The organism is Streptosporangium roseum DSM 43021, from assembly GCF_000024865.1.
In the GTDB taxonomy this organism is placed as follows: Bacteria; Actinomycetota; Actinomycetes; order Streptosporangiales; family Streptosporangiaceae; genus Streptosporangium; species Streptosporangium roseum.
Genome location: NC_013595.1, coordinates 8535459 through 8560824 on the forward strand (window position 1 = coordinate 8535459; position 25366 = coordinate 8560824).

The window sequence follows — 25366 nt, forward strand, 5'->3', positions numbered from 1 at the left end:
CACACCCGCGCGTCATCGCGGCGGGGCGGAGGTGGTGAACAGGCCCAGCAGGTCGTCGAGGCGTACGACGAACAGGGCGCCCACGGCGGCGGTGACCAGTGCGAGGACGATCCCCGCCGGGTGTGCCCCGGCCCCGGCGTCACCGGCGACGGCCCCTGCCGTGAGCCCGGTACCGCCGGCCAGCAGCAGGAGGAGATTGCGCACCACGTGCGCCTTGCCGAGCGGCGCGGCGGAGGCTCCGAAACAGCGGCACGGCGCGCGCCGGCCCCGGCGCATGGCGGCCAGGATGCCGGCGGTCAGCGCGGCGAGCAGCGCCATCGCCACCGCGAATCCCAGGAGCACGGTGGACGGCAGCGCGAGCGACAGGATCACCACGGCCTCCGCCCCCAGCACGGCGTACGCCGCCATCACGGATCCGGCGCGCGGGAACATCCCCAGGGCCACGATCGAGGCCACGAACTCGCCGAACGCCGCTCGCCCGCGGATCTTGCCCGCCAGCGCGACCAGGAAGACGCCGGCCAGCAGAGCCCGGCAGCCGATCGTCAAATAGAGCATCTTCACCGTCTCACCGCTCGTTCCATCCCGCGACGAGCGTGTTTCGCGCATCCCCGCCACGGTGAGGACCCGCGAAACACGCCCGGAGCCCGGCGGCAGCTTCAGCCCCCGGACCTACGGGTTCTGCCCGATCAGCAGCTCCCGCGCTTCTCACAGCCCGACACGCAGCCCGTCGTACCGCCGACGATGTGGCAGAGCTTCTGGTACCTGGTCTTGCCGTAGCAGTAGCAGGTCATGTAGTAGGAGGTGTCAGCCTTGGCGGTCGCCTTCGGCACCAGCTTCCCGAGCACCCGGTCGCCGAGCTTTCCCAGCAGAGCGTTCATCTGGACTCACTCCTTCATAGAGCGATATGGACAGCCGAAACGCTATTTTGGGGAAATACAGCCGCTGATACAGCGCAGCTACAGCGGGGCGGTGAGCAGCCTCTCCAGCACCGGATCGGGCCGCATGGCGGGCGAGGCGAAGAGCTCCCCGGCCCGGCGGGCGTCCTCCGCCGCGGCGGGGTCGCCCAGCGCGGCGCGCGCCCTGGCGAGCTGGCGGGTGGCGGCGGCCTGGCCGTAGAGCTCGCCGGCCTGGGCGGTCAGCTCCAGCACCCGGGCGAGGTCGGCGGCGGCCGAGGCCGGATCCCCGCGGCGCAGCCATATCTCCGACCTGCTGAGCAGAACCTCCCACTCGTCCTCCCGGTTGCCGGTCTCGCGGCAGTGGCGCAGCGCCTCCCCGAGTGTGGCCAGAGCCTCGTCCCTGCGGTCGAGCAGGCAGTAGGCGCGGCCGAGCGCGGCCAGGGTGATGCCCTCCCCGAAGCGGTCGCCGTTCGACCTGCGGATGGCCAGGCACCGCTGGAGGCAGTCCGCCGCCTCGGTGAACCGGGCGAGCCGCAGCAGGACCTCGCCCAGGTTGTGCCTGACCATCCCGACCCGGCTGGACCCGTGCGCCTCAAGCAGCCGCAGGCCCGCGGTGATGGAACCGAGGGCGTCGTCGAGGTCGCCGCTGCGCGTGCTCAGCCAGCCGAGGTTGTGCAGCGCCATCCCCTCGGCCTCCCGGTCGCCCAGGCCGCGCCGGAGTTCAAGGGCGCGGCTCAGGCAGTCGCGGGCCGCCTCGGACCGGCCGGTCCTCCACTCCACCAGTCCCAGCATCGTGAGCGCGGTCGCCTCCCCGGCACGGTCGCCGTGCCGCCGCGCCACCCCGATGGCGAGCCGTGCGACGGTCTCGAACTCCCGCCAGTGCCCGCACTTGGTCGCCAGCGCCCTGACCAGCGGCATCAGGTCGGTGACGAAGCACGCGACCGCCTGCTCCCCCGTCGCCGCCTGGGCCGCGGCCGCGATCAGGCACGGCATCTCGGTCTCGAACCGTCGCACCGCCTCGACGTGGTCGCGCAGGGCCACCCCGGTGTCCCGCCGGCTCGGCCGGTGCCCGTCCCCGGATCGCAGATGCGGCTGGAGCAGGTCGTTCACCTGATGGCAGAGGTCGAGGTACCAGTCCAGCGCCCGCCGTACGGCCCGCACGCGCTCGTCCGGCGGGTCGTGGACGACGGCCAGCTCCGCGGCGAACAGCCTCAGCAGGTCGTGCATGCGGAACCGCCCGCCGCCGGCCGGCTCGACCAGGCGGACCTCCGCCAGCTCGTCGAGCGCGTCCTCCGCCGCCTTCAGGTCGGCGTCGAGGAGCGCGGCGGCGAGCTCGACGCTGATCTCCGGCACGTCGAGCACGCCGAACAGCCGGAAGGCGTGCGCCGCGGCGCCCCCGCCCCGGCCCGCGCCGCCCGTCAGCGCCGCGTAGCTGACCTCGAAACAGGATCGGATGCCCAGGTCGGCCGCCCGCAGCTCGTCCAGCCGTCGCCGCTGGTCGCGCAGCCGCTCGCCGAACCGCACGAGCGACCAGTCGGGACGGCCGGCGAGACGGGCGCCGGCGATGCGCAGCGCCAGCGGGTGGTAGCCGCACCAGCGCGCGACGTCGGCCGCCGCCCCGGCCTCGGCGGCCACCCGGTCCTGCCCCGCCAGCAGCGTGAGCATCCGCACCGAGTCCGCCTCGTCGAACACGTCGAGGGCGATCGGCACGGCGTCCATGGTGGTCAGCGCCGTCCGGCTGGTGACCAGCGCCGCGCAGCCGCCGCCGGCCGGCAGCAGCGGTGCCACCTGGGCCGCGTCGACGGCGTTGTCGAGGACGACCAGGACCCGCCGGCCGGCCAGCAGGGACTGGTAGTGGGCGGCCGCCTCCCCCGGTGCGGCGGGGACCTCGCCGTGGGGCACCCCCAGTGCCCGCAGGAAACGGCCGAGCACCTCGGCCGGCCGCAACGGCGGCAGCCCCGGGCTCGATCCCTGCAGATCGGCGTAGAGCTGGCCGTCGGCGTAGCGGTCGGCCACGGCGTACGCCGCCCGCAGCGCCAGCGTCGACTTGCCGACGCCGCCGGGGCCGTGCAGCGCCAGCACCGGCGGTCCCGCGCCCTGCGCCGGATCGCCGCACAGCGCGGTGAGCATCCCGGCCAGCTCGGCCGGCCGGCCCACGAACAGCGGCGGCTCCCGCGGAAGCTGGCGCGGGCGCGGAGGCCCGTCCCCGGCGTGCACGGTCACGGTGTCCTCCACCGGCACGGCCGCCGCCGCGGTCACGGCGGCTCCCACCGGCACGGCCGCTCCCCCGGTCACGGCGGCTCCCACGGTCACGGTGTCCCCGCCGGCCGGCGGCCCGCCCGGCACCATCAGATCCGCGTCCCGGCGCAGCACCGCCTGGTGCAGGAGGCGCAGCTCGGGGCCGGGGTCGAGCCCGAGCTCCTCGGCCAGGATCCGGCGGGCCACCCCGAAGACGTCCAGCGCGCCGGCGACGTCACCGCACCGGTACAGGGCGACCATGAGCTGGCCGTACAGCCGTTCCCGCAGGGGGTAGCGGCCGATCAGCTCGCGCAGGCGCCTGACCGCCGTCGTGGGGCTGCCGAGGGCGAGCTGGATCTCGGTGTGCTCCTCCACCGCGCTCAGATACTGGTCGGTGAGGCGGGCGACCACCTCGCGCAGGGTCGGCCCCAGCGGCGCGTCCTCGGCCGCTCCCCCTCGCCACAGTGCGAGTGCCCGGGTGTAGGCGTCCTGCGCCGTCACGAGATCCCGCCGGGCCAGCGCCTGGCGGCCGAGCGCGGAGAGCGCCTCGAACTGGAAGAGGTCGAACTCGGCAGGCTCGACCCGCAGCAGGTAGCCGGCGTCCGAGGTGACCAGCGGCTCGACGGCCGGATTCTCGCAGGGGGGCAGCATCCTGCGGAGCTGCATGAGATAGGTGCGCAGGTTGGCCACCGCGGAGCGGGGCGGATGCTCGTCCCACACCTCCGTCACCAATGACCGGATCGGCACGACGTAGCCGGCGCGCGCGAGCAGCATGGCGAGAACCGTGCGCTGTTTGGGCGCCGTGATCCGTAAGGGTGAGTCACCGGCCTGGACCAGCACCGGGCCAAGGAGTCCAAACCTCAAGGTCCCGCCTTCCTCGCCAGCCCCGCCACGTCGGTTAGAGGGCCGGCCCGCCCAACCGGCGTAACGCGACGCCGAGCAGCCGGTCGGCGGGGAAGAACCCCCGCTGCCGGGAGTCGACGCTGTCCGGGTTGTCCCCGAGGACCACCAGCGTCCCGGAGGGAACGCGGGCCACGCCGTCGCCGGCGGCGATCCCCGGCGGCACCGGGTCACCGGGGAGCGCGGCGACCCGTTTGATGTTCCAGAGCCGGCCGTCGGCCCCGGGCGGTCCGGGCGTGTAGCGGCCGGCGGTATCGGACGGAGGCTCCAGCACGACGACGTCGTCCTGGCCCACCTGGTCGATCCGCCGCCGCCGTACCAGGACGCGGTCGCCGTCGGTCAGCGTCGGCGCCATGCTCATCCCGTCGACGGTGACCACCACGTAACGCCGGCGGGCCCAGAAGGCGCCCGCCACGAGCACGAGAACACCGATAAGCAGCCCACGGATGATCAACTTCGCCTCGCCCTTCCGCGATCGGCCCGAGGGAGGGTTGGTCCACTCACCGCAAACGATCTCCATTGGCGCCGGGGTCTGTCAACCGGCCCCGGCGGGCGTCCGCCGATCCCGTGGACGGCGAGAGACATGGGCGGCCGTGTCCGCGTGACCACCTGCCGAATCTCCCGGCCTCGACGCCTTCGGCGGAGTCCCGCCCCTGACGCGCGCCGCCGTCAGGCGGTCAGCGCGAGGTCGGCGCTCTCCGCCTGCGTCTCCGCAAGCGCGGTACGGCGGGCGATGGCAGGGCCCATCACCATGATCACGACCGCGGCCGAGATCCCGGCCAGCAGGGCGGTCCACCACAGCACGGCCGGGCTGAAGTGGGTGTAGACGGTGGCGCCCGCGGTCAGCGCGGTGAACCGGGCCAGGCCCCATGTCCACTGGAAGGCCCCCTGGTAGCGGCCGCGAGCGTGGGCGGGCGCCAGGTTGGCGACGATCGAGGCCGCGATCCCGCCGACGCAGGCCTCGCCCACCGACCACAGCAGCACGGTCAGGGCGTACTCGACCGGCTGGTCGGCCGCTCCCGTCAGGGCGACGCCGACCGCGATCAGCACGCTGGCCACGCCGAGCACCGGCAGCTGCGGCAGCCGGGAGAGCAGACCCGTGGCGACCGGCTGCAGCACCACGACGACCACCGCGTTGATCATCGCCATGTAGCCGTAGACGGCGGGAGAGAGCCCGTCGTCGCGGACGGCGAGGGGCAGCGCGACCTCGGTCAGCGCGTAGACCGCCAGCTGGACGCCGAACAGCGGCAGCAGCGCGAGCATCAGCCGGTCGCGCAGCACCACCCCGTAGCCGGCGCCGCCGCTCTCCGTCGCCGGGCGCCGGGCGGGGCGGTCGGCCGGCAGGAAGACCGCGACGATCAGCGCGTACCCGAGCGCGCCGACGACGTCGACCGCGAACAGCAGCCAGTAGCCGCGCTCGGCGAGGAACCCGCCGAGCACGCCGGCGACCGCGGTGCCGACGTTGATTCCCCAGCCGAACAGCGAGTACGCCGCCCGGCGGCGCTCGGGAGCCACCGTGTCGGCCAGCACCGCGTACGCCGCCGGGCTGACCATCGCGCCGGCCATGGTGAGCGTCAGCGCGGCCAGCGCCATCGTGACCACCCCCGGTGCCACGAACAGCGCTCCGTTGGCGGCCGCGTTCCCGACCAGCCCGATCAGCATCGTGGGCCGCCGGCCCAGACGGTCGGCGAGCAGGCCGCCCAGCATGGGGCCGATCAGGTGCCCCGCGCCCAGCGCGCCCAGGATGTACGGGGTCTCCTCGGCCGAGATGCCGCGCGAGGCCAGGTAGAACACCAGGAACGGGGTGACCAGGTAGCCGAGCCGGCTGACGACGGTCCCGGCGAACAGGATCCAGACCTGCCGGGAGAGGCCGCCGAACTGGTCGGCCACGGAGGAGCGCAGAGAGGGCATGCGGAGATCCTGCGGCGCTCCGCGCGATGCGGCCATTGATTAAGCTCAGACCGAATACTCGACCATCCGGGAGAGCACATGCAGTCCGAGCTGGCCTTCTCGACGGGCGACCTGGCGCACACCCGCTTCGCCGTCTCCCCCATGTGGGAGGTCGTGACCAGCTTCCGCCTGCTGGTCGGCTCCCCCGTACCCGCACCGCACCGGTCATGGGCCGAGCAGGTGCTGCCCCGGCTGAGGGCGGCGGGACTGGACCGCGGCCGGCTGGCCCGCCTGATCCCCGCCGGAGGTTATCTCGCCGACTTCCTCACCCCGACCCCGGCCACGCCGTTCCCCACCCTGGAGTCCGAGCTCGCCGCGGTCCGGGAGACCCCGGCCGAGCAGGTCCGGGAGGACCTCCGCCACCTGGCGGCGGCCTCCCCGGAGCCGTGGGAGCTGCCGCAGGATGATCTCTCCCGCGTGACGGCCGAGATCGAGACCTACTGGGAGCTGGCCCTGGGCCCCTACTGGGCCCGCGTCCGCGCGGTGCTGGAGGCGGACGTCTTCCACCGGGCCAGGCAGGTCGCCGAGTACGGCGCCGCCCACCTGCTCAACGACCTGCACACCTCGGTGAGCTGGGACGACGACACCCTGCGGCTCGTCAGACGGCAGTGCACGATCACCCGGGAGGGCGCCGGTGCCGGACTGATCCTGGTGCCCTCGGTGTTCGCCTGGCCGAGTGTCCTGACCAGGATCGTCGCACCGGACACGCCACAGCTCGCCTACCCGGCCAGAGGCTTCGGGACCGTCTGGGAACGGCGCGCGAGCGCGGACAACGACGCCATCGCCGCAGTGATCGGCCGGTCACGCGCGCTGCTCCTGGCCGAGCTGGAGACCCCGGCCTCCACCACCCAGCTCGCGCGGCGGGCCGGCCTGTCGGCGGCGGGGGTCTCCCAGCACCTGACCGCGCTGCGCGACGCCGGCCTGGTCACCGCCCACCGGGCCGGCCGTTCGGTCCTCTACGCCCGCACCACGGTGGCCGACTCCCTGCTCGCCGCCGCACCCGCGTGAGGGCGGGTGTTCCGGAGCGGTGAGGACCGCCTGCCCGGCGGCTATGCCGCGGAGAGGGCGTCGATCGGCCGGGTGCGCAGGGCGCCCACCGTCGTCGGGACGGTGGCCAGCATCACGAGCAGGAAGGCGCCGCCGACGATGGCGAGATACATCCACGCCGGGCCGGACGCGATCGGCGAGCCGGTCTTGACCAGGCTGTAGGGCACCGTCGTGGCCGCGGCGGCGACGGTGCCCAGCACGACGGCGATGCCGGCGGTCACGGCGGCCTCGACGGTGACCATTGCCAGCACCTGGCCGCGGGTGGCGGCCGACAGCCGCAGGAGGCCGAACTCGCGGCGACGCCGGCGGGTGGCCGCGACAAGGGTGTTGATCACGACGATCGCCGAGAAGCCGATGATCATGGTGACGATCAGGTAGTTCACGGGGGCGAGCTGCCCGCTGACATCACCCGCGACGGCGGGTCCCCGATGGACGCTGTCCTCCGTGCTCTGCATGTAGAGGGTTCCGGCCGCGATGCCGACCAGGAGGATCAGCGGGGACGCCACGCCGGCGCTGTGCCTGGCCCGCACGTGGGTGTTGCGGGCGGCCAGCCGGGCGGTGGCTCCGATCCGGGCGTGGGAGACCCATCCGACGGGCGTCACGGCCAGCGGGCTGAGCAGGGCGAGCCCGACGGCGACGGCGACGCCCGCCGGGCCCGCGGTGCTGGAGAGCAGCGGGCCGTTCTCCATGAAGAGAGTCCCCGTCGCCAGGCTCAGACCGACGACCAGCAACCCCAGGCCGCCGGCCGCTCGAGCGCGGCTGAGCAGCCGGGTCGCCGACGGCGACGCCTCGCCCAGCGCGCGCACGGGCGGAATGGAGGCGGCTCGCCTGCTGGAGATCAGGGCGGCGGCGACCGCCGCGGCCAGGGACGTGCCCGCGCCGACCGCGACGCAGAGCCAGCCCGCGCTCAACCCGGTGGAAGCGGCGACCAGGCCGCCGTCCACCAGCCGCCCGAGGACGACCGCGCCGAGCGCGACACCGGGCAGCAGACCCGCCACGACCGCCGGCAGCGCCACGATCACCGTCTCCAGCACGACGTTCCGCCGGATCTGCCGTGGGGTGGCGGCGATCGACCGCAGCAGCGCGAGCTCCTGCTCCCGGTGCTGGATCGTCAGGGAGACGGTGGAGACCACGCCGAAAGCCACGATCGCCACCGTCCACCCGCCCAGGATGGCGGGCAGCATGATCAGGAACCCGGAGCTGTGGCCGGTCTCCAGACCGGTCTCCAGCAGGCTCGCGAACGCGGTGAGCAGGGCGGTTCCGGTCGTCATCACGGCGGCCGAGGCGAGGTACGACCCGAGGTGGGCGCGGACGGTGAGAAAGGCCAGCCTCCACATCATCGGAGACCACCGTCCCGGCGGCCCGGCGCCGCGTCCGCCGGCCCGGCGGACCGGTCCGGCGCGGACAGCCGGGCCATCCGCGCGGCCACCGCCTCGGGGTTCGGCCGCGACATGGTGTCCACGATCCGCCCGTCGGCGAAGAACACCACCGTGTCGGCATAGGAGGCGGCAACCGGGTCGTGGGTCACCATGACGATCGTCTGCTGGGTCAGGGTCACCGCCTCGCGCAGGATGCCGAGCACGTCGCGTGCGGCCTGGGTGTCCAGCGCGCCGGTGGGTTCGTCCGCGAAGACGACGGCGGGCCGGGAGAGCACGGCGCGGGCGATGGCCACGCGCTGCTGCTGGCCGCCGGACAGCTCCGCCGGCCGATGATCGGCCCGCTCGGCGAGCCCCAGCCGCGCGAGCAACGCCCGTACGGCCCGCTCGTCGGGCTGGCGGCCGGCGAACTCAAGGGGGAGGGCCACGTTCTGCGCCACCGTCAGCGTCGGCACGAGGTTGAACGACTGGAAGATGAATCCCATGCGGTCGCGCCGCAGCCGGGTCAGCGCCGTTTCGTCCAGGTCGCTCAGCTCGTGGCCGTCCAGAACCACGGATCCGGAGGTCGGCCGGTCAAGCCCGGCGGCGCAGTGCAGCAGGGTGCTCTTCCCCGACCCCGACGGCCCCATCACCGCGGTGAAGGTGCCACGCGGGATGGACATCGTCACCCTGTCCAGCGCGGTCACGACGGCATCGCCGTGCCCGTGGCGCTTGACCACCTCATGGAGTTCGAGGGCGTGACGCGAAGTCGTATGCGGCATTCGTGAGTACGCTGTACGAGTCATAAATACACCGTAGCGCACTTATGGATCAAATGCTGGATCCGCATTAAACATGCAGGTCAGAGCGGTAAATATACACGCACACACGTTCACCGCCTATAATTTCGTCACGACACGAGTTTCGTGACGAAAATCGACGGAGGTCATCAAGCGTGCCGACGTGTGAGATGTGCGGACGGACATTGCGCCTCGCCGTGCGGGGGCGGCCGCCGCGGTACTGCTCGCGCGCCTGCCGGGCGCGGGCCTACCGGATGCGGGTCGCGGACCGTTCCGCGACCGACACCCGCGCCGGCGGCCGAGCCTGGGGCCGGACCGACCTCCAAGCCGAGGGCCGGACCGACCTCCAAGCCGGGGGCCGAGCCGAGGGCCAGGCCGTTCCCGGAGCCGGCACCCGAGCCGATCCCGGAGCCGACGCCCGGCGGGTGCCCGAGAGCACCGAGACCGGCCTTTCGGAAGGGCCCCTGGATCAGCCGCTCATCGTGCGCACCGCGATCGAGCTCGCCGACCGCGACGGCGTCGCCGCGGTGTCAATGCGGCGCGTCGCCACCGAGCTGGGGGTGGGCGTGATGTCGCTGTACCGGTATGTCGCAAGCCGCGAGGAGCTCAACGACCTCATGGTGGACACCGTCTTCGGGGAACGGCCGCTGCCCGAACCGGGCCCGGACGGCTGGCGGGCCAAGCTGGAGCTCTCCGCGCGCGAGGAGTGGGCGCTCTACCGAGATCATCCCTGGGTGTCGCACCTCGTCGCGGTCACCACCCGGCCGCCGATCGCCCCGAGCCTCATGGCGTACACGGACTGGCGCATGCGGGCCCTGGACGGCCATCGGCTGGACTTCGCCACCATGGTCCAGATCGCCATCATGATCGGCACATACCTGCAGAGCGCGGCCATGCCTCTCGCCCACGAGGCACAGGCGGCGCGGGCGACCCGCCACACCCGGCAACAGTGGGCGGACGCCCGGCAGGACGTGCTCCACCGCACCCTGCGCACCGCGCATCTTCCGATGGTGTCGGAGTTCGGCACCGAGGCGTTCCAGGCGTCCGAACCGGAGAACATCTTCGAGTTCGGTCTCCAGCGCATGCTCGACGGCGTCGCCACCCTGCTCGACACGGCCAGAGCGGCAGGTGACGCACCGGCGGGGTCTCCGGTGGGACCGGAGCACCGGCAGATCAGGCATTGACGAAATTTAATTACATGTTATTCATGTGAAATGTCAGGAAATTTCGTATAGCTGCACCACCTGATCGGGGACCGTCGGAGCCCACCCCCCAAGGAGGATGCGCATGGCGCGCAGCCAGCCCACCGACCCGCCCATCGACTTACACGCGGCCGTCCGAGGAGAGGTCTCCTGGTTCTGCTGCGGCACGGCCTGGGGGCCGTGCAGCAGCACAGGCAAGGGAGCCTGCGGCACCTGCAACTCCGGGAACCTGCAACACGCCTGGCCCAACACCTCCGATGCCTGCTGGGCGATCACCCGGCCGGACAGCTGCGGTTTCGCGCTGAGCCGGCGGACCTGCGGCTTCCAGCACCGGATCACGGCGCTGTGCAGCGGCACCAGCGTCGTCACCTCCATCGCCGACTGCGGCCCGCAGACGGACCTGTTCTGCGGCGAGCGCAGCTGTTGCGGCGCGACCTGCGCCACCGACCGCATCATCGACCTGACCCCGGCCGCCTACAGCCGGATCGCCAGCCTTTCGACCGGCCTCCGGCCATGCGAGATCTCGACCCCCTAGGAGGCCGTCGATGACCAGCAGAAGGCAACTGCTCAAGTCCGCCGTTCTCGGCGGCGGGGTCGGCGTCGTCGCCGCGACCGCGCTGGGATCACTCGGTCCGGAGGCCGCCTTCGGCGCCGCCGCGCCGGATGTCGAGCCCGGCGCGCCCGACCCCGATTTCGCCGAGGGCCGGATCCGTTCCATCAAGGACAACACGCTCCTCGTCCTGGGGTCGAACCTGGTGTTCCACAGCATCAGGGTCGTCGACGGAACGAGCCTGTGGAAGCTGGGCCCCACCACCTTCGACCAGGCCAAGCCCGGTGACGGCCTCTATGCCCGGGGCGTCCGCATGCCGGACGGGGTGCTGGCCGCCGAGTCGGTCTGGCTCAACATCGTCAACATCAAGGGGCATGTCAGCAACATCACCGGCGAGAAGATCCATCTCGACCACAAGGGACAGGAGGTCCTCTGCCACCGCGTGGCGGGCAAGTCGATCGCCGTCTACTCCGACGCTCCGCCCTCCGCCGACCTGTCCCTGCTGCGCGTGGGCCAGCACGTGCAGATCCTGGGCGCCTGGCGGCCGGACACCAACGAAGTCGACATCGCCACCGTCTTCTCCCCCCACTAGGAGCGACAGATGCATGGGATCGCCGCGCTGCAGCCGTACGTGATCGGCCTCTTCCTGCTCTGGGCCGCCCTGATGAAACTGCTCGACCGGCGGATGCGGGCGCAGGCCGGGCAGACCGCCCTGGGCCGGCTGGTCGGCTCGGCGCGCGCGGTCCCCGCGCTCCGGCTCGTCGGAGTGCTGGAGCTCGCGGTGGCGGCCGCGTTGCTGCTGCCACCCGCCCTCCCCGTGGAGGGTGCGGCCGCGGCCGTGCTCTCCGCGGGGTTCCTCGCCTATCTCACCTACGCGTACCTGGCCGCGCCCACCTCGTCGTGCGGCTGTCTGGGCGCGCACTCGCGGCCGGTGAACCGGCGCGGATTCGCCCGGGCGGGACTTCTGCTCGCCATGAGCCTCGCGGCGGTCTGGGCACGGCCGTATCCGCTGGATCCGTGGCTCGTGGCGCTGGGCCTGGCGGAGGCCGTCGCCCTGCTGGGGCTCTCGGCGGAGCTGGACCGCCACTGGCTGATGCCCCTGCGCCGGCTTCTCGTACGGCTGCGCAAGCCGCTCGCCGTACCCTCATCACAGGAGATCCCGCTGGAGGTCACGATGCGCCTCCTCTATCGCAGCCCGGCCTACTGCTCGGCATCCGCGCGGCTCACCTCGGACGTCCAGGACGTGTGGGACGAGGACGGCCTGCGGTTCGTGGTCTACGCGGCCGGGGGGCGTACGGCGGTGTTCGCCGTTCCGCTCCCCGGCGGCGATCCGTCGGCCGTCCGCGTCGCCCTCACCGACGAGCCCGTGCTCATCTGACGTTCCAGGCGCCATGCCGCCGCCGTCCCCGGCCTGGACGGGCTCGGGCGGTCGCCCCGCGCGGCGGCGGAGGAAGACCGGCGTCAGCTCGCCGAGCCGGCCCCGCCCGCGTCGCTCCGCGCCTCGCGGGCGCGCCACTCGTCGGCGAGCACCGACCAGATCTCGATGTCGATGCGCCGGCTCTCGCGCGGGTAGGCCTGCCGCAGGGTGCCGTCGCGGGTCATGCCCAGCCGCTTGGCGACGTTGATGCTGCGCACGTTGTCGGCGTTGGTACGCCACTCGACGCGCTGGATGCCGCGCTCCCCCACCGCCCAGCCGACGATCCGCTCGATGGCGCGAGTGATCAGCCCGCGCCCCTCCGCGCCGGGTTCGAGCCAGCAGCCCGCCTCGCAGACGCCCAGCGCGCTGTCGAACGACACGAACAGCACGCCGCCGACCAGCGTGCCCTCCAGCCAGATCCCCCAGATGCCGCCCGCGTCCTGTGACCGCCTGTCGGCGTAGCGCTGCAGCACCGCACGGGCCTCGGCGAGGTCGGTGGCGACGAATGTCGACGACACCCACGGCGAGATGTGCTCGCGCGCCCGGTCGAGGTTGGCGAGGAACTCCTCGGCCAGCCATGGCTCAAGCGGCCGCAGTTCTGCGCTGGCGGTGAGGGGAAGGGCGAACATCGGACCTCCGGACACATTCATAACAAACGTTCGGTATGTAGGCTAGTAGACCATGAGCCCCGCCCGCACCGACCACGACGCCCGCCGCCACGACGTCTCCGAGGCGGTCTGGCGGGTCCTCGCCGAGCACGGGTTCGCCGGCCTCACCCTGCGCGCGGTCGCGGCGGCCATGGGGGCCTCCACCGGGCTCGTCACGCACTACTTCGGGGGCAAGCACGAGCTGATCGCCCACGCCCTCGACATCCTGGAGACACGCACGCGGCAGCGCCCGCGCCTGGAGGCGCCCGCGATCGGGCTGCCCGCGCTCCGCACCCACCTGCTCGACATACTCCCGCTGACGCCGGAGGGGGTGGCGATGAACCGGATCTGGGTCGGCTCCTGGGACGTGGCACTCTCCGACCCCGCGCTCTTCGCCGCGCAGGCCACCCGGTACGAGCGCATCCGCGCGGTGCTGCGCGTCGCGATCGAGGACGCGCAGCGCCTGGGCGAGCTGCCCGGCCGGGCCGATGCGCGGCGGCTGGCGACGACCGCCCTGTCCTTCACGCACGGCCTGGTGGTGCAGGCGCTCTTCGCCCCGGAGAGGTTCACGCCGGAGCACCAGACCGAGCTCGTCGACGACTTCCTCGCCGGGCTCGCCGCTGACGCCGACCAATCCACTTGACCGCCGGGCGCTGACGCCGACCAATCCACTTGACCGCCGGGCGCTGGACGCATGGCATGAGGGCGTGGCGCCGTCACGCGCACCAGGGGACCGCGGCATGCTCGCCGGCCGCCGTCCGTCTACTCGTGTCCCCGGTCCCTCCGTCGCACCGCCCGAGGCGGAGCCGAGGCCGTCACGCTCTGCCGGTCAGGCGGGCGATCTCGTCGCGTACGGCGCGGCTGAGCCCGTCGAGGAGCCGATCGGCACGGCCGTCCGAGGTCGCGGACAGCAGTTCCGCGACGACGGCGGGCGGCACGTATCCGAGCACCCGGCAGGCGCGCCGCACCGTCATCGCCTCCACCAGGCGGACCGCGGCGGGGACGATGCCGAGCGCGCCGAGGACAGCGGCCGTGACACGGTCATCCGTGTGCGCCAGGATGCTCGCGCTCCGGCTGGGGGGCATCACGCCCACCAGCCTGGCCGCCCGATGCGGGGGCATGTGGTCGATCACCCGCGCGGCTCGCGGCGGCGGCAGCAGCGCCAGCACCTCGGCTGCCGTGCCCGGCGCCTCCGCCGCGCCGTCCAGGAGCCGCCCGGCGGCCTTCGGCTCCATCGAGCCGAGCAGGGCGGCGGCCTCCTGGCGGGGCCGATCGAGCAGCGGGTTTCCACCGTCGCGGCCTCCCCCGGCCCGATCCCGGCCCGGCCCCGCGTCGCGCACATCGTTTCCACGCCGCACCTCCCGGCCCGGCCCCCCGTCGCGCGCACCGTTTCCACGCCGCACCTCCCGGCCCGGCCCCCCGTCGCGCACATCGTTTCCACGCCGCACCTCCCGGCCCGTTCCCGAGCCGGGGCGCCCCTTCGACTTCTCCCGCTCACGGGACCGCGGATCCCGTTCTTGGGGCCACGACGCCGGGCCCGCGAGGATCGTGTCCAGCCGCCGCCCCAGCTCGGCCGCCCCCGTCCGCCGGGCGGGGGCGGTGACGAGCAGGCCGGCGATCGCGTCGGCGAGCGGACCCGGCCGCCGGAAGCGCGGAGGACGCCCGGCGGTGACCGCCCGCACCGTTTCGATCGGGCTGTCACGGAGGAACGGCGAGTAGCCCTCCAGCGCGCAGAACAGCGTCACTCCCAGCGACCACAGGTCCGACGCCGGCCCCACCGCGTGCCCGTCGATCCGTTCCGGCGCCATGAACTCGATGGTTCCGAGCAGCATGTTGGTCGAAGTGAGGCCGCTCTCCCCGGAGATCCGCGCGATACCGAAATCAACCAGGAAGACCCGGTCGTCGGGATCGACGATGATGTTGGCCGGTTTGACGTCCCGGTGCAGCACCTGCGCGTCGTGCACGGCGGCCAGCCCGGCCAGCACCTCGCGTCCCACCCGGGTGATCTCCCGCTCGGAGAGGACCTGCCGCCGGGAGAGGGCCTGCCGCTCGATCCGGCGGTCCAGCGACGTGCCCTCGATGTACTCCATGACGATCCACGGCGATCCGTCGTCCATGAAGGCGTCGTAGATGTCGACGACCGCCGGATGCCGGATCCGCGCGGCGGCACGTGCTTCGCTCAGCGCCCTCTTCCGCCGTACGGCCATGTCCTCGCCGTACGGCGCCAGCACGACCTCTTTGAGCGCGACGGATCGCCGCAGCGTCCGGTCCCAGGCGAGCCACACCGTGCCCATGCCGCCCCTGCCGAGCCGGGACCTCAGCTCGTACCGGCCTTGGACGATCCGTTCCGTCATCCGGTGGCCTCAGTCCTCGTCGGGGAGCAGCTCGATCCCGCCCGAGCGCTCCGCACCCGGTCCCTGTCTCCGCGTGATGCGGGTGTCCGTCATGCCGCGCAGGGCCTGATCTTCCATGGGCCCGTACTCGTAGGCGAGGTCGGCCGACTCGGCCTGGGTGCCGTTCGGTCCCTGGGGCGGCCGCGTCTCCTCCCCGAAGGCGGCGCCGGGCCGTCGCGAGGTGTCCTCCCGGGGCGACCAGATGCGCCAGACGCTGTCCGACCCGCCGGGATCCGCCGGCCGGGACCGGGACCCGGCGCGGACACCGAACGCATCGCGCATGCCGTCCAGCTCCTGGCGCTCGGCGAGCGCGAGCGCCTTCTCATAGAGGCCGGGCCGCTGCATGAGCTTCACCGCGACCGGCAGGCATTCGATGAGCAGGAACAGTGCGAACAGCAGCAGCCGGGCCATGCTGAGGGTGATGTCCTTGCCGGTCAGCTCGTTGAGCGCCCGGAGCCGGATGAGCAGCCCGTCGGTGGCCAGGTTGTCCTCGTCGAAGGACCGCTGGATCCGGGCCTGCTGCTCGACCGCGGCGTCGAGCTGGCGCTGGACCTTGGGCAGGGCCTCCTCCGCGGCGGCGAGCCGTGTCCCCTTGGCCTGTTCCCCGGTCGCGTTCAGCTCCTGCTTTCGCTCCTCTATCTGCCGGGTGAGCAGCTCGATGCGCCCCTTGTCCTTTTCGTACGCACGCCGGCTCTCCTGAGCGAGTGGACCATTGCCCTTTTTGATGCAGTTTGGACCACCATAGAGCTGACACTGCCACTCTTTGTAGTGTTTGTCCGCTCGCTTCTGCTCACCGGTGCGCTGGGCGGACAGCGCCTTTATCTTCGAGTCCTGTTCTATGTCAAGGGGAACGTCGCCACCGGAGGAAATCACCTGCCGCAGATCGGCCACCTCCTTGCGGAGCTGGCCGACGCTCTTTCCCACCGCGCCCTGCTCCTGCTGTACGGCGAAGGCGTCACCGCGCCGCTGCTTCATCTCGGTGATCTGGGTGTCGATCTCGGCCTTGAAAACCTGCAGCACCAGAGGAGTGGAGATCACCAGGCCGAGCATGACGGCGACGAGGACGCGCGGCACGGCCAGCGCCCAGCGGTTCGGCGCGTCAGCCCTGATGGTTGAGACGAGCCACCGGTCAAGGCTGAGGATCGCCAGGCCCCACAGCAGAGCGGCGGCGACGGCGAGGACGATGTTGACGCCGAGCGTGCTGTTGAGGGCGAACGTCATGGAGACGAAGGCGAGCACGCTCGTGGTGAGGACGGCACCCCCGATGCCCTCGAATTTGCCGCGTTCGGTCGGGCACGTCCGGAGAACCTCGGGTCGTGCTCCTGACAGCGCGACCAAAACCGCGGACAGCGCGCTCAGGAAACGTCTCATACTCCTCCTCGCAAAGGGAGTCTCATCGCTTCGGCACCGATTGGAACGGCGCCGGCCCCTCCGAAGGGGATATCATAGGCGCCCAATATCGCATTTACAGATACCCGATAGAACTTCATCGAGGAAGCCCGATACAACACCTCACCCCAGCAACACCCCCTAACGTTATATACGCCAACTAATCGGGACACCGGGGACGCAGCGCAGCTAATACGACATATCTATGGAGGACTCCTCGTGCCGGAGCCCGACAGGGATCTGAGCAGGAAGGCGATCGCCCAGGCCCTGGCCGACCTCGCCGACACCGATCACCTCACCCTGGTGGAGATCGCCGCCGACGGCGTCACCACGTTCCTGCTCCACCGGGACGACAACGGCCGCCCCCGCGGCCGGAGCTGGTCGGCGACCTGGCCGGGTCTCGCGGGCGAACGCGGATGGGACGCCCATCCGGCCGAGACCCGGGAGGCCGTGCTACGCACGGCCCGCGCCGCCTCGTCCACCGCCGACGTGATCCTCGTAGCCGCGTCCTTCGCCGATCCGAGGGCCGAGCAGGCCCTCGCCTGGCTGCGCGCGGCACATCCCGCCGCGCAGGTGCTGCGGGCCGAAGCCCCGATCGCCGCACTGATCCGGGAGGTCATCGCCGACGACCCGCTGACCAGGTCGTACGAGCTGATCGTCGTCCTCGTCGACCCGGATACCAGCCGGCCTCGGCTGACCAGCAGGCAGCTCTTCCCCCTCGGCTCCCGCCCGGGTGCCCGGACCCGGGTCGCCCTCCGCTGCGAAGCCGCGGGCGCGCACGGCACCGCGTTCGCCGTGGTCACCTGGCAGGGTCCGAAGCCGCGGCTGCTGTCCGTGCAGTCCGCCCCGGTCGCGCCCGGCCGGTACGAGGTGACCGCCGAGCTGGTACGGCCCGGCCGGGTACGGTTCACCGGTCTGCCCGCGCTCTCGCCCGACCCCCGGGGCTGGGATCAGCTCGTCGCCGAGCTCCCGGATCGGCCGGCGGGGGGCATCGGCCCGGCGCACCTCGTCTGCGCGGTGGAGGTCTGCGGAGCGGACGACCAGGTCGCGGAACGGCTGAGCCGGGCACGCCAGATGATCAGCTCTGCCTCCGGCGAGCTCGGCGGCCTGCTCCGGGTCTCCCTCCTCGCCTACGCGGCGCACTCGTACGACCCGTCGGCGCCGGAGTTCCCGGTGCGGGTCGCGGCCTGGGAGGCCGGCGCGGGAGATGCCCTGAACGCGCTCGACGCGCTGGAGGAACGGGGAGCGGTGGCCAGGGGATATCCGTACCATCCCCACGCGGCGCAACTTGAGGACATGCTCGCCGTGGTGGTCGAACGGCTCGGCCGGGCGGATCCGACGCCCGCCGTCATCCTCACGGTCGGAGGCCGCCCGCCGCACCCGGCTCGCACCGACCAGTCCAGGATCCTGCCCTGCCCCCACCGGCACGACTGGCGGAAGCTGATCACCGCCCTGCGCCAGCGGCAGAACACGGTGCTGGGCGCGATCTGCGACCAGCCCGCCGACCAGGCGCACCAGGCGTGGCACCGGATCGGCACGGCGGCCCTGGCCCATCTGGAGGCGGTGGACGTGCGCGGCCTGGCCGCCGATCTCGGCCTGGTCGCCCCCTCCCCCGTCCATTTCCCGTTCCCCCTGCTCGACGAGACGGAGTGACAACGCGCATGCAGCCCGATCCGCGCCGGGAACGTCCCGATCACAACATCGCCATGTGGGGCGCTCCCGGCAGCGGCAAAACCACTCTGCTGGCGGCGTTGTTCATCGCCCTGACCAAGAGCAGCGATGACTGGAAGATCATCGGATCCGACCCCGCGTCGTCGGACTACCTGATCGAGAAGACCAACGCCCTGCTGCGGGGCAAGCTGTTCCCCGAGGCGAGCATGACCCTGGAGCGCTATCACTGGACGCTGATCGGCCCCGCTCTCCGGAAGCCCGGATTCTGGGGCAGGAGGGCCAAGCCCGGGCCGCCGGCCCGGATAGGCATCGGCATGATCGACGCTCCCGGAGGGTTGTTCGGCACGGGACGGCGCCCGGCGGGCGGCCCGAGCGCTCCGGACGGCTCGGGAGACCCGCGTCGGCAGGAGCTGCTGGACAACCTTGAGCGGAGCCGAGGCATCGTCTTCCTTTTCGATCCGATCAGGGAGTTCACCTTCGGGGACGCCTTCGACCACATGCACGCCCCGCTTGCCCGGCTCGCCGAGCGGATGCTCGCCGCCGGTGAGCTCGCCGACGGGAAGCTGCCGCACCACATCGCCGTGTGCGTCACCAAGTTCGACGACCCCCGGGTGCTGGAGACGGCGGAGAAGCGAGGGCTGCTCACCATGGACGTCGACGATCCGTACCGGCTGCCCCGGGTGACCAGCGAGGACGCGCGGGAGCTGTTCCACGAGCTGTGCCAGGTGTCGGCCAGCGGCAACGCCGACATGGTGCTCAAGGCGCTCGACCAGTTCTTCCACCCGGATCGGATCCGCTTCTTCGCCACGTCCTCGATCGGCTTCTACGTGGACCGGCGCACGAAGCGTTTCGACTGGGACGACTTCCAGAACATGGTCCCCGGAGAGGCGGACGAGGATTCGCGCATCCGGGGGCAGTTGCATCCGATCAACGTGGTGGAGCCCATGCTCTGGCTGGGGCAGCGGCTCGCCGCGATCCGGCCGACGGTGGTCTCGTGACCGACCACGAGATCGGATTCGAGTGGGCGCTGGAGGGGAAGCGGCCCGGCGCCCACGACGACTACGAGTTGCTCGACTGGAGCGACGACCGCCTCGGGCCCGAGGTCTTCGAGGAGATCAGGAGCAGGTATGCCACGGGTCTCTCGGCGGATCTGCCCCAGGTGACGATCGCGGTCGCGGCGACCAGGGAGCACGAGCAGGTGTCGCGCCACATCGTGCTCGCGGCCCAGGAGTGGTCCGGGCACCGGGACGCCACCAACCGTAAGATCGTCCACACCCGCTGGTTCTACGTCCCGTACCAGGAGCTGGCCGCCCATCAGGTGTCCTACGAGGCGCTCTACCGCGCCCTCGCGGGCCTGCCGGTGACCCCCTCCCCTCCCCTGGTCGTAGGCGTGCCGGAGTTCGACCCCACGGCCCTCGTCCCCGGGCCGGACGCGCGGTGCGCCGCCGCGCTGCTGCTGACCGGGCGGCCCGTCTGCGTGGTGGGCGCGGACAGAGTTCCCATGATCGAACGGTTGCGCTTCCTGGACACCGTCGCCGCGCTCCTGCCGTACGGCATGCGGACGAGGCTGACCGCGGCGACCTGGACCAGCAGCACGGCCCGGCACAAGATCAGGCTGTCCTTCGCGCGGCACGCGCCGGAGAACGCCTACGAGGTGCGGTGGGGCCACGGAACGGAGATCACCTGGCGGGACGGCCGGGCGAACGTGTGCCTGGGCCTGCTGGCCCGGCCCGATGTCCGGCTCGCGGACATGCTGCAGGGGCTCGCCGGGCTGACCGATCCGCTGTCGTTCGGCCCCGAGGACCTACCGGACGCCGCACGGCTGCTCGAAAACGCCGGCTCCGGGCTGCTGCCCCCCGGCGCCAAAGGCGTGTGGTGGAAGGCGAAGCACCCGAGCTCGGAGGATCCCCGGACAGGGGGCCCCGGTGCGGACACGGGCGTCGCGGCGGGGCATCGAAAGGCCTTGCCCGGCCCCGGCGCGCCCGGTTCCGAGGATCGTGACCCGGTTCCGGGAGGAGGCGGTGTCCCGGAGGCCGGGGCGGTCCCGCCCGCCGCGGCGACCGTGCCCTACCGGCCGACGGCCGCCGCGGGCCCGGCCCCGGGGGCCGTGCCGCCCTCGATGCAGGCCGCGCTCGGCGGGCTGGAACAGGCCGACCGCGAAAGACGGCCCCGGCCCGGCTGGGGCCTGCGCGGCAAGGTCACCATGGTCGCGGCTTTCACGACGCTGGCCATCACCTCGATCGGCACCGGTGTCGTCGCGATGCTGCTCGCCCCCGGCGGCGATCCCCCCGCCGCGGGGGACGCGGCCGGGACGGAACCGGGCACGGTCGTCGTCCAGGCCCCGTCCGGGCAGGAGGACGCGTTCGCCAGGAACCTCGTGGCCAAGGCCGTCCAGCGGACGGGCTACCGGTTCGAGATCCGGCTGAGCGACGCCCCCGCCGAGACCGCACCCGTCGCGGAGCCGGCCGTGGTCCTCGTGGAGATCCCTCCCGCGGATCCCGCCCTCTCGGGTCCCCTGCCGACGCGGCCGGTGAACCCGCTGGCGGCGCAGGGGTTCTCCGAGGTCGCCACCATCCCGGTCCCGGACCGGGACGTCCTGGTCTACGACGCCGGTCTGATCAAGCCGGAGAAGTTGACGGCGGCCTTCGCGCACCAGGACGAGGAGATCCGGATCTCGGTGCCGGATACCTCCCAGGAGGGGCCCTCCCGGAAGCGGCCTGAGCAGATCCTGCGGCAGCGCCATCCCTGGCTGCATCTGGAGACCGTCCCGGCGCTCGACCCGCTGCGCGCTCTCCGGGACAAGGCGGTGCAGGCCGCCATCGTGCCCCGCGAGACCGCCCGCGACAGCGGTTATCCCCGATCGGAGGCGCTCGCCGGGCTGCCGGGCCGCTCGCTGCTCATCCTGTGCAACCAGGCCGGTGGCCGCGCGCTGCGCGACGCGCTGGACACGGTCGCCCGGTCCATCGACCCCGGCAGGCTGGCATCGGAGGACTTCGACTCCCCGGTGACGGCGGCTGCCCGGCTGGTCGAGTCGGCCCTGCCTTCACCGTCCGGCGCCGTCCCCCGTGCCGGGGACCTGGAGAGCGACTGGAGGCAGGACCCCTTCTGGCCCGCCCTCTCCCTGATCGCCGTCGGGGGCGCCGCCGGATTCCTGGCCCTCCTGCTGGCGATACGGCTGCCGACCAGGATCGAGCCGCACCCGCACCCGCACCCGCCGCACCCGCCGTCCGCGCCGGCCTCGCCCGGCTCCTGAGCACGCGGCTCGTCCAACGGAGAGAGCCCAGGTCGGCTATGCCGACCTGGGCTCTCTCGCTGGTGCGCCGCCAGGGACTCGAACCCCGGACCCGCTGATTAAGAGTCAGCTGCTCTAACCAACTGAGCTAGCGGCGCGTGAAGCTCTTGAAGGATAGCGCACTTTCCGGAGGGCTTCGAAACGGATAATGACAAGCCGCTAGGGTAGAACAACATTCGGTCCTGTACTGGGAGTGCACATGTGGTTCGCCTCGCCCGCCGACGTCCGGGAGCGGCTCAGCGCCGTGGACTACCTCGCCGACGACTCCATCGCGACCTCGGTCTTCCTGGCCGGCGCGCTGGGCAAGCCACTGCTCGCCGAGGGCCCGGCGGGGGTGGGCAAGACCCAGCTCGCCAAGGCCGTGGCGGCCGCGACCGGGGCCTCGCTCATCCGGCTGCAGTGCTACGAGGGGCTCGACGAGGCCAGGGCGCTGTACGAGTGGAACTACAAGAAGCAGCTCCTGCGGATCCAGGCCGGGACGGGCCAGGACTGGGACGCCACCCACGACGACATCTTCACCGAGGAGTTCCTGCTCGAAAGGCCCCTGCTGCGGGCGATCAGGTCCGAGACCCCGGCGGTCCTGCTGATCGACGAGACCGACAAGGCCGACGTCGAGGTGGAGGGACTGCTGCTGGAGATCCTCTCCGACTACCAGGTCACGATCCCCGAGCTCGGCACGATCGCGGCCGTGCGCAGGCCGTACGTGGTGCTGACCTCCAACGCGACCCGCGAGCTGTCCGAGGCGCTCAAGCGGCGCTGCCTCTACCTGCACCTGGAGTATCCGACGCCGGAGCGCGAGCGCGACATCGTGCTGGCGCAGGTGCCCGCGATCGAGGCGGGCCTGGCCGAGCAGCTCGCCCGTACGGTCGCCACGATGCGCACCCTGGAGCTGAAGAAGGCACCCTCGATCGCCGAGACCGTCGACTGGGCCAACACGCTGCTCGCGCTGGGCCGTACCGAGCTGGACGGGGCGACGGTCGGCGCCACCCTCGGGGTCGTGCTCAAGCACGCCTCCGACCAGACCCGTGCACGCAAGGAACTGGCGCTGTGAGCGGCCGGACCCGGGGACCGGGAGGCCCTGTGAGCGGACAGACCGGGGAGACGGGGGGCGGGAGGTGAGCCTGCTCGACCGGCATGTCGGCTTCGTACACGCCCTGCGTGAGGCTGGGCTGCCGGTCTCGCTGGCCGAGGGGCTGGACGCGGCGCGGGCGCTGCAGGTGATCGATCTGGCCGAGCGGGAGTCGCTGCGCGCCGCCTACGCCTCGACCCTGGTCAAGCGGCCCTCGCACCGGCCGGGTTTCGACACGCTCTTCGACCTGTGGTTCCCCGCGTCGACCACCGGCCTGTACGCCCCGCGCCCCGAGGACGGCCCGGACGCCGCCGGACCGGACCTGGCGACCGCGGCAGTCCCCGAGCTGCGGGACCGGCTGGCCGAGCTGCTGCTGGGCGCCGACGGGATGAACGAGTTCGCCCGAGCCATGGTGGAGCGCTTCGGCCGCCAGCCCGCGGGCCCCGGCCGGCAGAACTGGTTCTCCTACTCGGTGCTGCGGGCGCTGTCCCCCGAGACGCTCATGGCACGGCTGCTCGCCGAGGTGCTGGGCGGCCAGGAGCGCGGCGGCCTGGCGGAGAAGGTGGCCCGGCAGCGGATCGGCGAGAACACCAGGCGCTTCGAGGACGCCGTCTCCACCGACGTGCGCCGCCGGATCGCCGAGGACTCCGGGATCGAGCGGATCGCGCGCTCCGCCGTACGGCCGCCGCTGGAGCAGCTCGACTTCCTCAGGGTGACGAAGGCCGACCTGGCCAGGCTGCGCCGCGAGGTCCAGCCCCTCGCCCGCCGCCTGGCCGCCCGGCTGACCGTCAAGCACCGGCTCGGCCAGCGGGGACGCCTGGACTTCCGCCGGACCGTACGGGCCTCGCTGTCCAGCGGCGGGGTGCCGCTGACCACCTTCAACAAGCCACGCCGCCCGCACAAACCCGAGCTGGTCATCCTCTGCGACACCAGCGATTCGGTCGCCTCCTTCGCCCACTTCACGCTGCTGCTGACCTACGCGCTGCGTGAGCAGTTCACCAAGGTCCGCGCGTTCGGCTTCGTGGACACCGTGGACGAGATCACCCGGTTCTTCGTCCCCGGCGCCGACGTGGCGGAGGCGATGACCCGGCTGGCCAAGGAGGCCGACATGGTGCGGTTCGGCCGGACCAACTACGGCAACGCGCTCGAACGGTTCGCCGAACGGTACGGCGACGCCATCGGGCCGAAGACGTCCCTGCTGATCCTGGGCGACGCCAGGTCCAACTACCAGCCGCCCGCGCTGGAGACGCTGAGACGCCTGAGCCGGGAGGCCCGGCACGCCTACTGGCTCAATCCGGAGCCGGTGAGCCAGTGGGACACCGGCGACTCGGTGGCCACGGCGTACGGGCAGGTCGTCCCGATGTACGAATGCCGCAACGTCGTCCAGCTCGCCGCCTTCATCGAGGAGCTGGCCTGACGCCGAAGCACGAGGTGTCCTCCGGCGCCCGACCCGGCGCGATGTCTTTCGGACAAGTCCTGCTGCCGCCAAAAGGGCAGCCGCCTCCGCTGGGGCCATGAAGTTCGACGACGCCCTGGGCGGTGCCTCCGATTCAGGCGGTCGACGCCTGCGTGATCGCGCTTGCCGATCGTTTCGATCTGCGGGAGCTCGCGCCCCTGGACCAGCGCGACCGCAACGACACCTCAGATCAACGAGTGCGACCGGGGGGCAGGCCATGCGCTCCTCACACGCCCGCAACCAGCGAGTTTCGGCCTCAAACGAATAGCGTTGACGCCTCGGCGACGCCGAAATAACTTTACCCGGGACACCACGGACAAAGAGCCGAAAGAACTTTTATGAAACTGACGCGGATCAAGTCGGCAGCTGCCATCGGCAGCCTGGCAACGGCGCTCTTCCTAGCACCGTCGACGCCAGCACAGGCAGCCGCCAGTTGCACCAACGGCACCCAGACAGACATTGGCTACACCATTCTTTCCGGCGGATACATCAAAGGTTCGGCCAGCTACACAAGCTGCCCGGATCGACCGATATCCCGGGCCGAGATTTGGATACGCAGAAACGGTGGCCGGCTGTTTGCCACAGAGGTTGAAATCAAGGGCATCGCTACACCATCGAGTCGGTCCTTTTCGCCTAAGGATCGTATTTGCCAAAACCCGAGGATCACGAGCAGATACGACACTTTTGTGGTCTTCTACCATTCAGACGGCGGAAAGACGGAGTTGCGCTCGAACTCGATCACCGTTCCGTGCGAGTAGCTTCCCCGAAACCTGAGTCACGTCCATACCTCCGATTAGCGGAGGAACGTAATTCCATGAGGTGCAACGGGGCCCCCTTTGAGGGCACCAGCCGTACCGTTCCCACCATGAAATATCGCCTGGAGCGACCCAGCACCAGACCAGTGCCTGCCTGATCCGGACGGCTGGGTGTGCCGAGAGTCTTACACCCGCATTACTGCGTATCGGAACGGCACAAGGGTGCCGAAAAGAATCGGAACAACGCGACGGCTGAAGCGTGCCGGGAAACCCACATTGCAACAGCCACGTTACACGAGGTTTCGCAAATCAGGGAAGGATTATCTGTGCGGAAGACTG

22 protein-coding genes and 1 tRNA gene are annotated in these 25366 nt (G+C 71.9%); 12 read left to right on the forward strand and 11 right to left on the reverse strand.

Annotated features, from left to right (window positions below):
• Positions 1–12: 12 nt before the first annotated feature.
• The 5 genes from SROS_RS37345 to SROS_RS37365 all read right to left on the reverse strand — a co-directional run bounded on the left by SROS_RS37345 (position 13) and on the right by SROS_RS37365 (position 5945).
• On the reverse strand, positions 13–555 hold the full coding sequence (locus SROS_RS37345) for a MauE/DoxX family redox-associated membrane protein (RefSeq protein WP_012894138.1): 543 nt from the start codon (positions 553–555) through the stop codon (positions 13–15).
• 131 nt (positions 556–686) lie between these two features.
• Positions 687–878 carry a hypothetical protein gene (locus SROS_RS37350; RefSeq protein ID WP_012894139.1) on the reverse strand — a complete coding sequence of 64 codons (192 nt, stop codon included), beginning with the start codon at positions 876–878 and terminating at the stop codon, positions 687–689.
• Positions 879–956: 78 nt separating this feature from the next.
• Positions 957–3908, reverse strand: coding sequence for a BTAD domain-containing putative transcriptional regulator (locus SROS_RS46520; RefSeq protein ID WP_148269321.1), 2952 nt, complete (start codon positions 3906–3908; stop codon positions 957–959).
• Between the two features lie 124 nt (positions 3909–4032).
• Positions 4033–4488, reverse strand: coding sequence for a S26 family signal peptidase (locus tag SROS_RS37360; protein WP_218919749.1), 456 nt, complete (start codon positions 4486–4488; stop codon positions 4033–4035).
• Between the two features lie 215 nt (positions 4489–4703).
• The gene (locus tag SROS_RS37365; protein WP_012894142.1) at positions 4704–5945 is read right to left on the reverse strand and encodes an MFS transporter; all 1242 of its coding nucleotides are present in this window, start codon (positions 5943–5945) and stop codon (positions 4704–4706) included.
• Between the two features lie 78 nt (positions 5946–6023).
• On the opposite strand from SROS_RS37365, the gene SROS_RS37370 reads away from it, so the two are divergent.
• Positions 6024–6992, forward strand: a complete 969-nt coding sequence (locus tag SROS_RS37370; RefSeq protein WP_012894143.1) for an ArsR/SmtB family transcription factor — start codon at positions 6024–6026, stop codon at positions 6990–6992.
• 41 nt (positions 6993–7033) lie between these two features.
• Here the strand turns inward: SROS_RS37370 and SROS_RS37375 are convergent, their stop codons facing one another.
• Positions 7034–8371, reverse strand: a complete 1338-nt coding sequence (locus SROS_RS37375; protein WP_012894144.1) for an FtsX-like permease family protein — start codon at positions 8369–8371, stop codon at positions 7034–7036.
• Positions 8368–9168, reverse strand: coding sequence for an ABC transporter ATP-binding protein (locus SROS_RS37380; RefSeq protein ID WP_012894145.1), 801 nt, complete (start codon positions 9166–9168; stop codon positions 8368–8370). The genes SROS_RS37375 and SROS_RS37380 overlap by 4 nt, the downstream gene beginning before the upstream one ends.
• A 203-nt stretch (positions 9169–9371) precedes the next feature.
• On the opposite strand from SROS_RS37380, the gene SROS_RS37385 reads away from it, so the two are divergent.
• From SROS_RS37385 to SROS_RS37400, 4 genes are all read left to right on the forward strand, one after another.
• Positions 9372–10370 (forward strand): TetR/AcrR family transcriptional regulator, encoded by a 999-nt coding sequence (locus SROS_RS37385; RefSeq protein ID WP_052317125.1) that lies wholly within the window; start codon positions 9372–9374, stop codon positions 10368–10370.
• A gap of 103 nt (positions 10371–10473) precedes the next feature.
• A complete protein-coding gene (locus SROS_RS37390) occupies positions 10474–10923 on the forward strand; it encodes an RlpA-like double-psi beta-barrel domain-containing protein (protein WP_012894147.1) in 450 nt (149 codons plus the stop codon).
• Positions 10924–10933: 10 nt separating this feature from the next.
• Positions 10934–11530, forward strand: coding sequence for a hypothetical protein (locus tag SROS_RS37395; protein WP_012894148.1), 597 nt, complete (start codon positions 10934–10936; stop codon positions 11528–11530).
• Positions 11531–11539: 9 nt separating this feature from the next.
• A complete protein-coding gene (locus tag SROS_RS37400) occupies positions 11540–12316 on the forward strand; it encodes a MauE/DoxX family redox-associated membrane protein (protein WP_012894149.1) in 777 nt (258 codons plus the stop codon).
• An 83-nt stretch (positions 12317–12399) separates the two neighbouring features.
• On the opposite strand, the gene SROS_RS37405 is transcribed toward SROS_RS37400, so the two are convergent.
• Entirely contained in the window at positions 12400–12984 is a 585-nt protein-coding gene (locus SROS_RS37405; protein ID WP_012894150.1) for a GNAT family N-acetyltransferase, read from the reverse strand.
• Positions 12985–13036: 52 nt separating this feature from the next.
• Here SROS_RS37405 and SROS_RS37410 point away from each other — a divergent pair, with 52 nt between their 5' ends.
• Positions 13037–13645, forward strand: coding sequence for a TetR/AcrR family transcriptional regulator (locus SROS_RS37410; RefSeq protein ID WP_012894151.1), 609 nt, complete (start codon positions 13037–13039; stop codon positions 13643–13645).
• 172 nt (positions 13646–13817) lie between these two features.
• On the opposite strand, the gene SROS_RS46525 is transcribed toward SROS_RS37410, so the two are convergent.
• Entirely contained in the window at positions 13818–15356 is a 1539-nt protein-coding gene (locus SROS_RS46525; protein ID WP_012894152.1) for a protein kinase domain-containing protein, read from the reverse strand.
• 9 nt (positions 15357–15365) lie between these two features.
• On the reverse strand, positions 15366–16766 hold the full coding sequence (locus SROS_RS37420) for a DUF4407 domain-containing protein (protein WP_012894153.1): 1401 nt from the start codon (positions 16764–16766) through the stop codon (positions 15366–15368).
• A gap of 237 nt (positions 16767–17003) precedes the next feature.
• Here SROS_RS37420 and SROS_RS37425 point away from each other — a divergent pair, with 237 nt between their 5' ends.
• From SROS_RS37425 to SROS_RS37435, 3 genes are read left to right on the forward strand one after another with little or no spacing between them, the layout of a single operon-like run.
• Positions 17004–18437, forward strand: coding sequence for a hypothetical protein (locus SROS_RS37425; RefSeq protein WP_012894154.1), 1434 nt, complete (start codon positions 17004–17006; stop codon positions 18435–18437).
• Between the two features lie 8 nt (positions 18438–18445).
• Entirely contained in the window at positions 18446–19453 is a 1008-nt protein-coding gene (locus SROS_RS37430; protein ID WP_012894155.1) for a DEAD/DEAH box helicase family protein, read from the forward strand.
• Positions 19450–21708: a hypothetical protein gene (locus tag SROS_RS37435; protein WP_012894156.1), complete on the forward strand. Its 2259-nt coding sequence runs from the start codon at positions 19450–19452 to the stop codon at positions 21706–21708. The genes SROS_RS37430 and SROS_RS37435 overlap by 4 nt, the downstream gene beginning before the upstream one ends.
• 60 nt (positions 21709–21768) lie before the next feature.
• Here SROS_RS37435 and SROS_RS37440 read toward each other — a convergent pair.
• A tRNA-Lys gene (locus tag SROS_RS37440) sits at positions 21769–21845 on the reverse strand.
• 101 nt (positions 21846–21946) lie between these two features.
• On the opposite strand from SROS_RS37440, the gene SROS_RS37445 reads away from it, so the two are divergent.
• The 3 genes from SROS_RS37445 (at position 21947) to SROS_RS50295 (ending at position 25030) form a co-directional block, all read left to right on the forward strand.
• Positions 21947–22798 (forward strand): AAA family ATPase, encoded by an 852-nt coding sequence (locus SROS_RS37445; RefSeq protein WP_012894157.1) that lies wholly within the window; start codon positions 21947–21949, stop codon positions 22796–22798.
• 64 nt (positions 22799–22862) lie between these two features.
• Entirely contained in the window at positions 22863–24233 is a 1371-nt protein-coding gene (locus SROS_RS37450) for a vWA domain-containing protein (protein WP_012894158.1), read from the forward strand.
• 377 nt (positions 24234–24610) lie between these two features.
• Positions 24611–25030, forward strand: coding sequence for a hypothetical protein (locus tag SROS_RS50295; protein WP_148269322.1), 420 nt, complete (start codon positions 24611–24613; stop codon positions 25028–25030).
• The last annotated feature ends 336 nt before the right edge of the window (positions 25031–25366 follow it).

Bases quoted from the DNA above. Each gene is read 5' to 3' on its own strand.
- SROS_RS37345 (WP_012894138.1), bottom strand. From the start codon at position 555: ATGCTCTATTTGACGATCGGCTGCCGGGCTCTGCTGGCCGGCGTCTTC.
- SROS_RS37350 (WP_012894139.1), bottom strand. From the start codon at position 878: ATGAACGCTCTGCTGGGAAAGCTCGGCGACCGGGTGCTCGGGAAGCTG.
- SROS_RS46520 (WP_148269321.1), bottom strand. From the start codon at position 3,908: ATGCTGCTCGCGCGCGCCGGCTACGTCGTGCCGATCCGGTCATTGGTG.
- SROS_RS37365 (WP_012894142.1), bottom strand. From the start codon at position 5,945: ATGCCCTCTCTGCGCTCCTCCGTGGCCGACCAGTTCGGCGGCCTCTCC.
- SROS_RS37370 (WP_012894143.1), top strand. From the start codon at position 6,024: ATGCAGTCCGAGCTGGCCTTCTCGACGGGCGACCTGGCGCACACCCGC.
- SROS_RS37375 (WP_012894144.1), bottom strand. From the start codon at position 8,371: ATGATGTGGAGGCTGGCCTTTCTCACCGTCCGCGCCCACCTCGGGTCG.
- SROS_RS37380 (WP_012894145.1), bottom strand. From the start codon at position 9,168: ATGCCGCATACGACTTCGCGTCACGCCCTCGAACTCCATGAGGTGGTC.
- SROS_RS37390 (WP_012894147.1), top strand. From the start codon at position 10,474: ATGGCGCGCAGCCAGCCCACCGACCCGCCCATCGACTTACACGCGGCC.
- SROS_RS37395 (WP_012894148.1), top strand. From the start codon at position 10,934: ATGACCAGCAGAAGGCAACTGCTCAAGTCCGCCGTTCTCGGCGGCGGG.
- SROS_RS37400 (WP_012894149.1), top strand. From the start codon at position 11,540: ATGCATGGGATCGCCGCGCTGCAGCCGTACGTGATCGGCCTCTTCCTG.
- SROS_RS37405 (WP_012894150.1), bottom strand. From the start codon at position 12,984: ATGTTCGCCCTTCCCCTCACCGCCAGCGCAGAACTGCGGCCGCTTGAG.
- SROS_RS37410 (WP_012894151.1), top strand. From the start codon at position 13,037: ATGAGCCCCGCCCGCACCGACCACGACGCCCGCCGCCACGACGTCTCC.
- SROS_RS46525 (WP_012894152.1), bottom strand. From the start codon at position 15,356: ATGACGGAACGGATCGTCCAAGGCCGGTACGAGCTGAGGTCCCGGCTC.
- SROS_RS37420 (WP_012894153.1), bottom strand. From the start codon at position 16,766: ATGAGACGTTTCCTGAGCGCGCTGTCCGCGGTTTTGGTCGCGCTGTCA.
- SROS_RS37430 (WP_012894155.1), top strand. From the start codon at position 18,446: ATGCAGCCCGATCCGCGCCGGGAACGTCCCGATCACAACATCGCCATG.
- SROS_RS37445 (WP_012894157.1), top strand. From the start codon at position 21,947: ATGTGGTTCGCCTCGCCCGCCGACGTCCGGGAGCGGCTCAGCGCCGTG.
- SROS_RS50295 (WP_148269322.1), top strand. From the start codon at position 24,611: ATGAAACTGACGCGGATCAAGTCGGCAGCTGCCATCGGCAGCCTGGCA.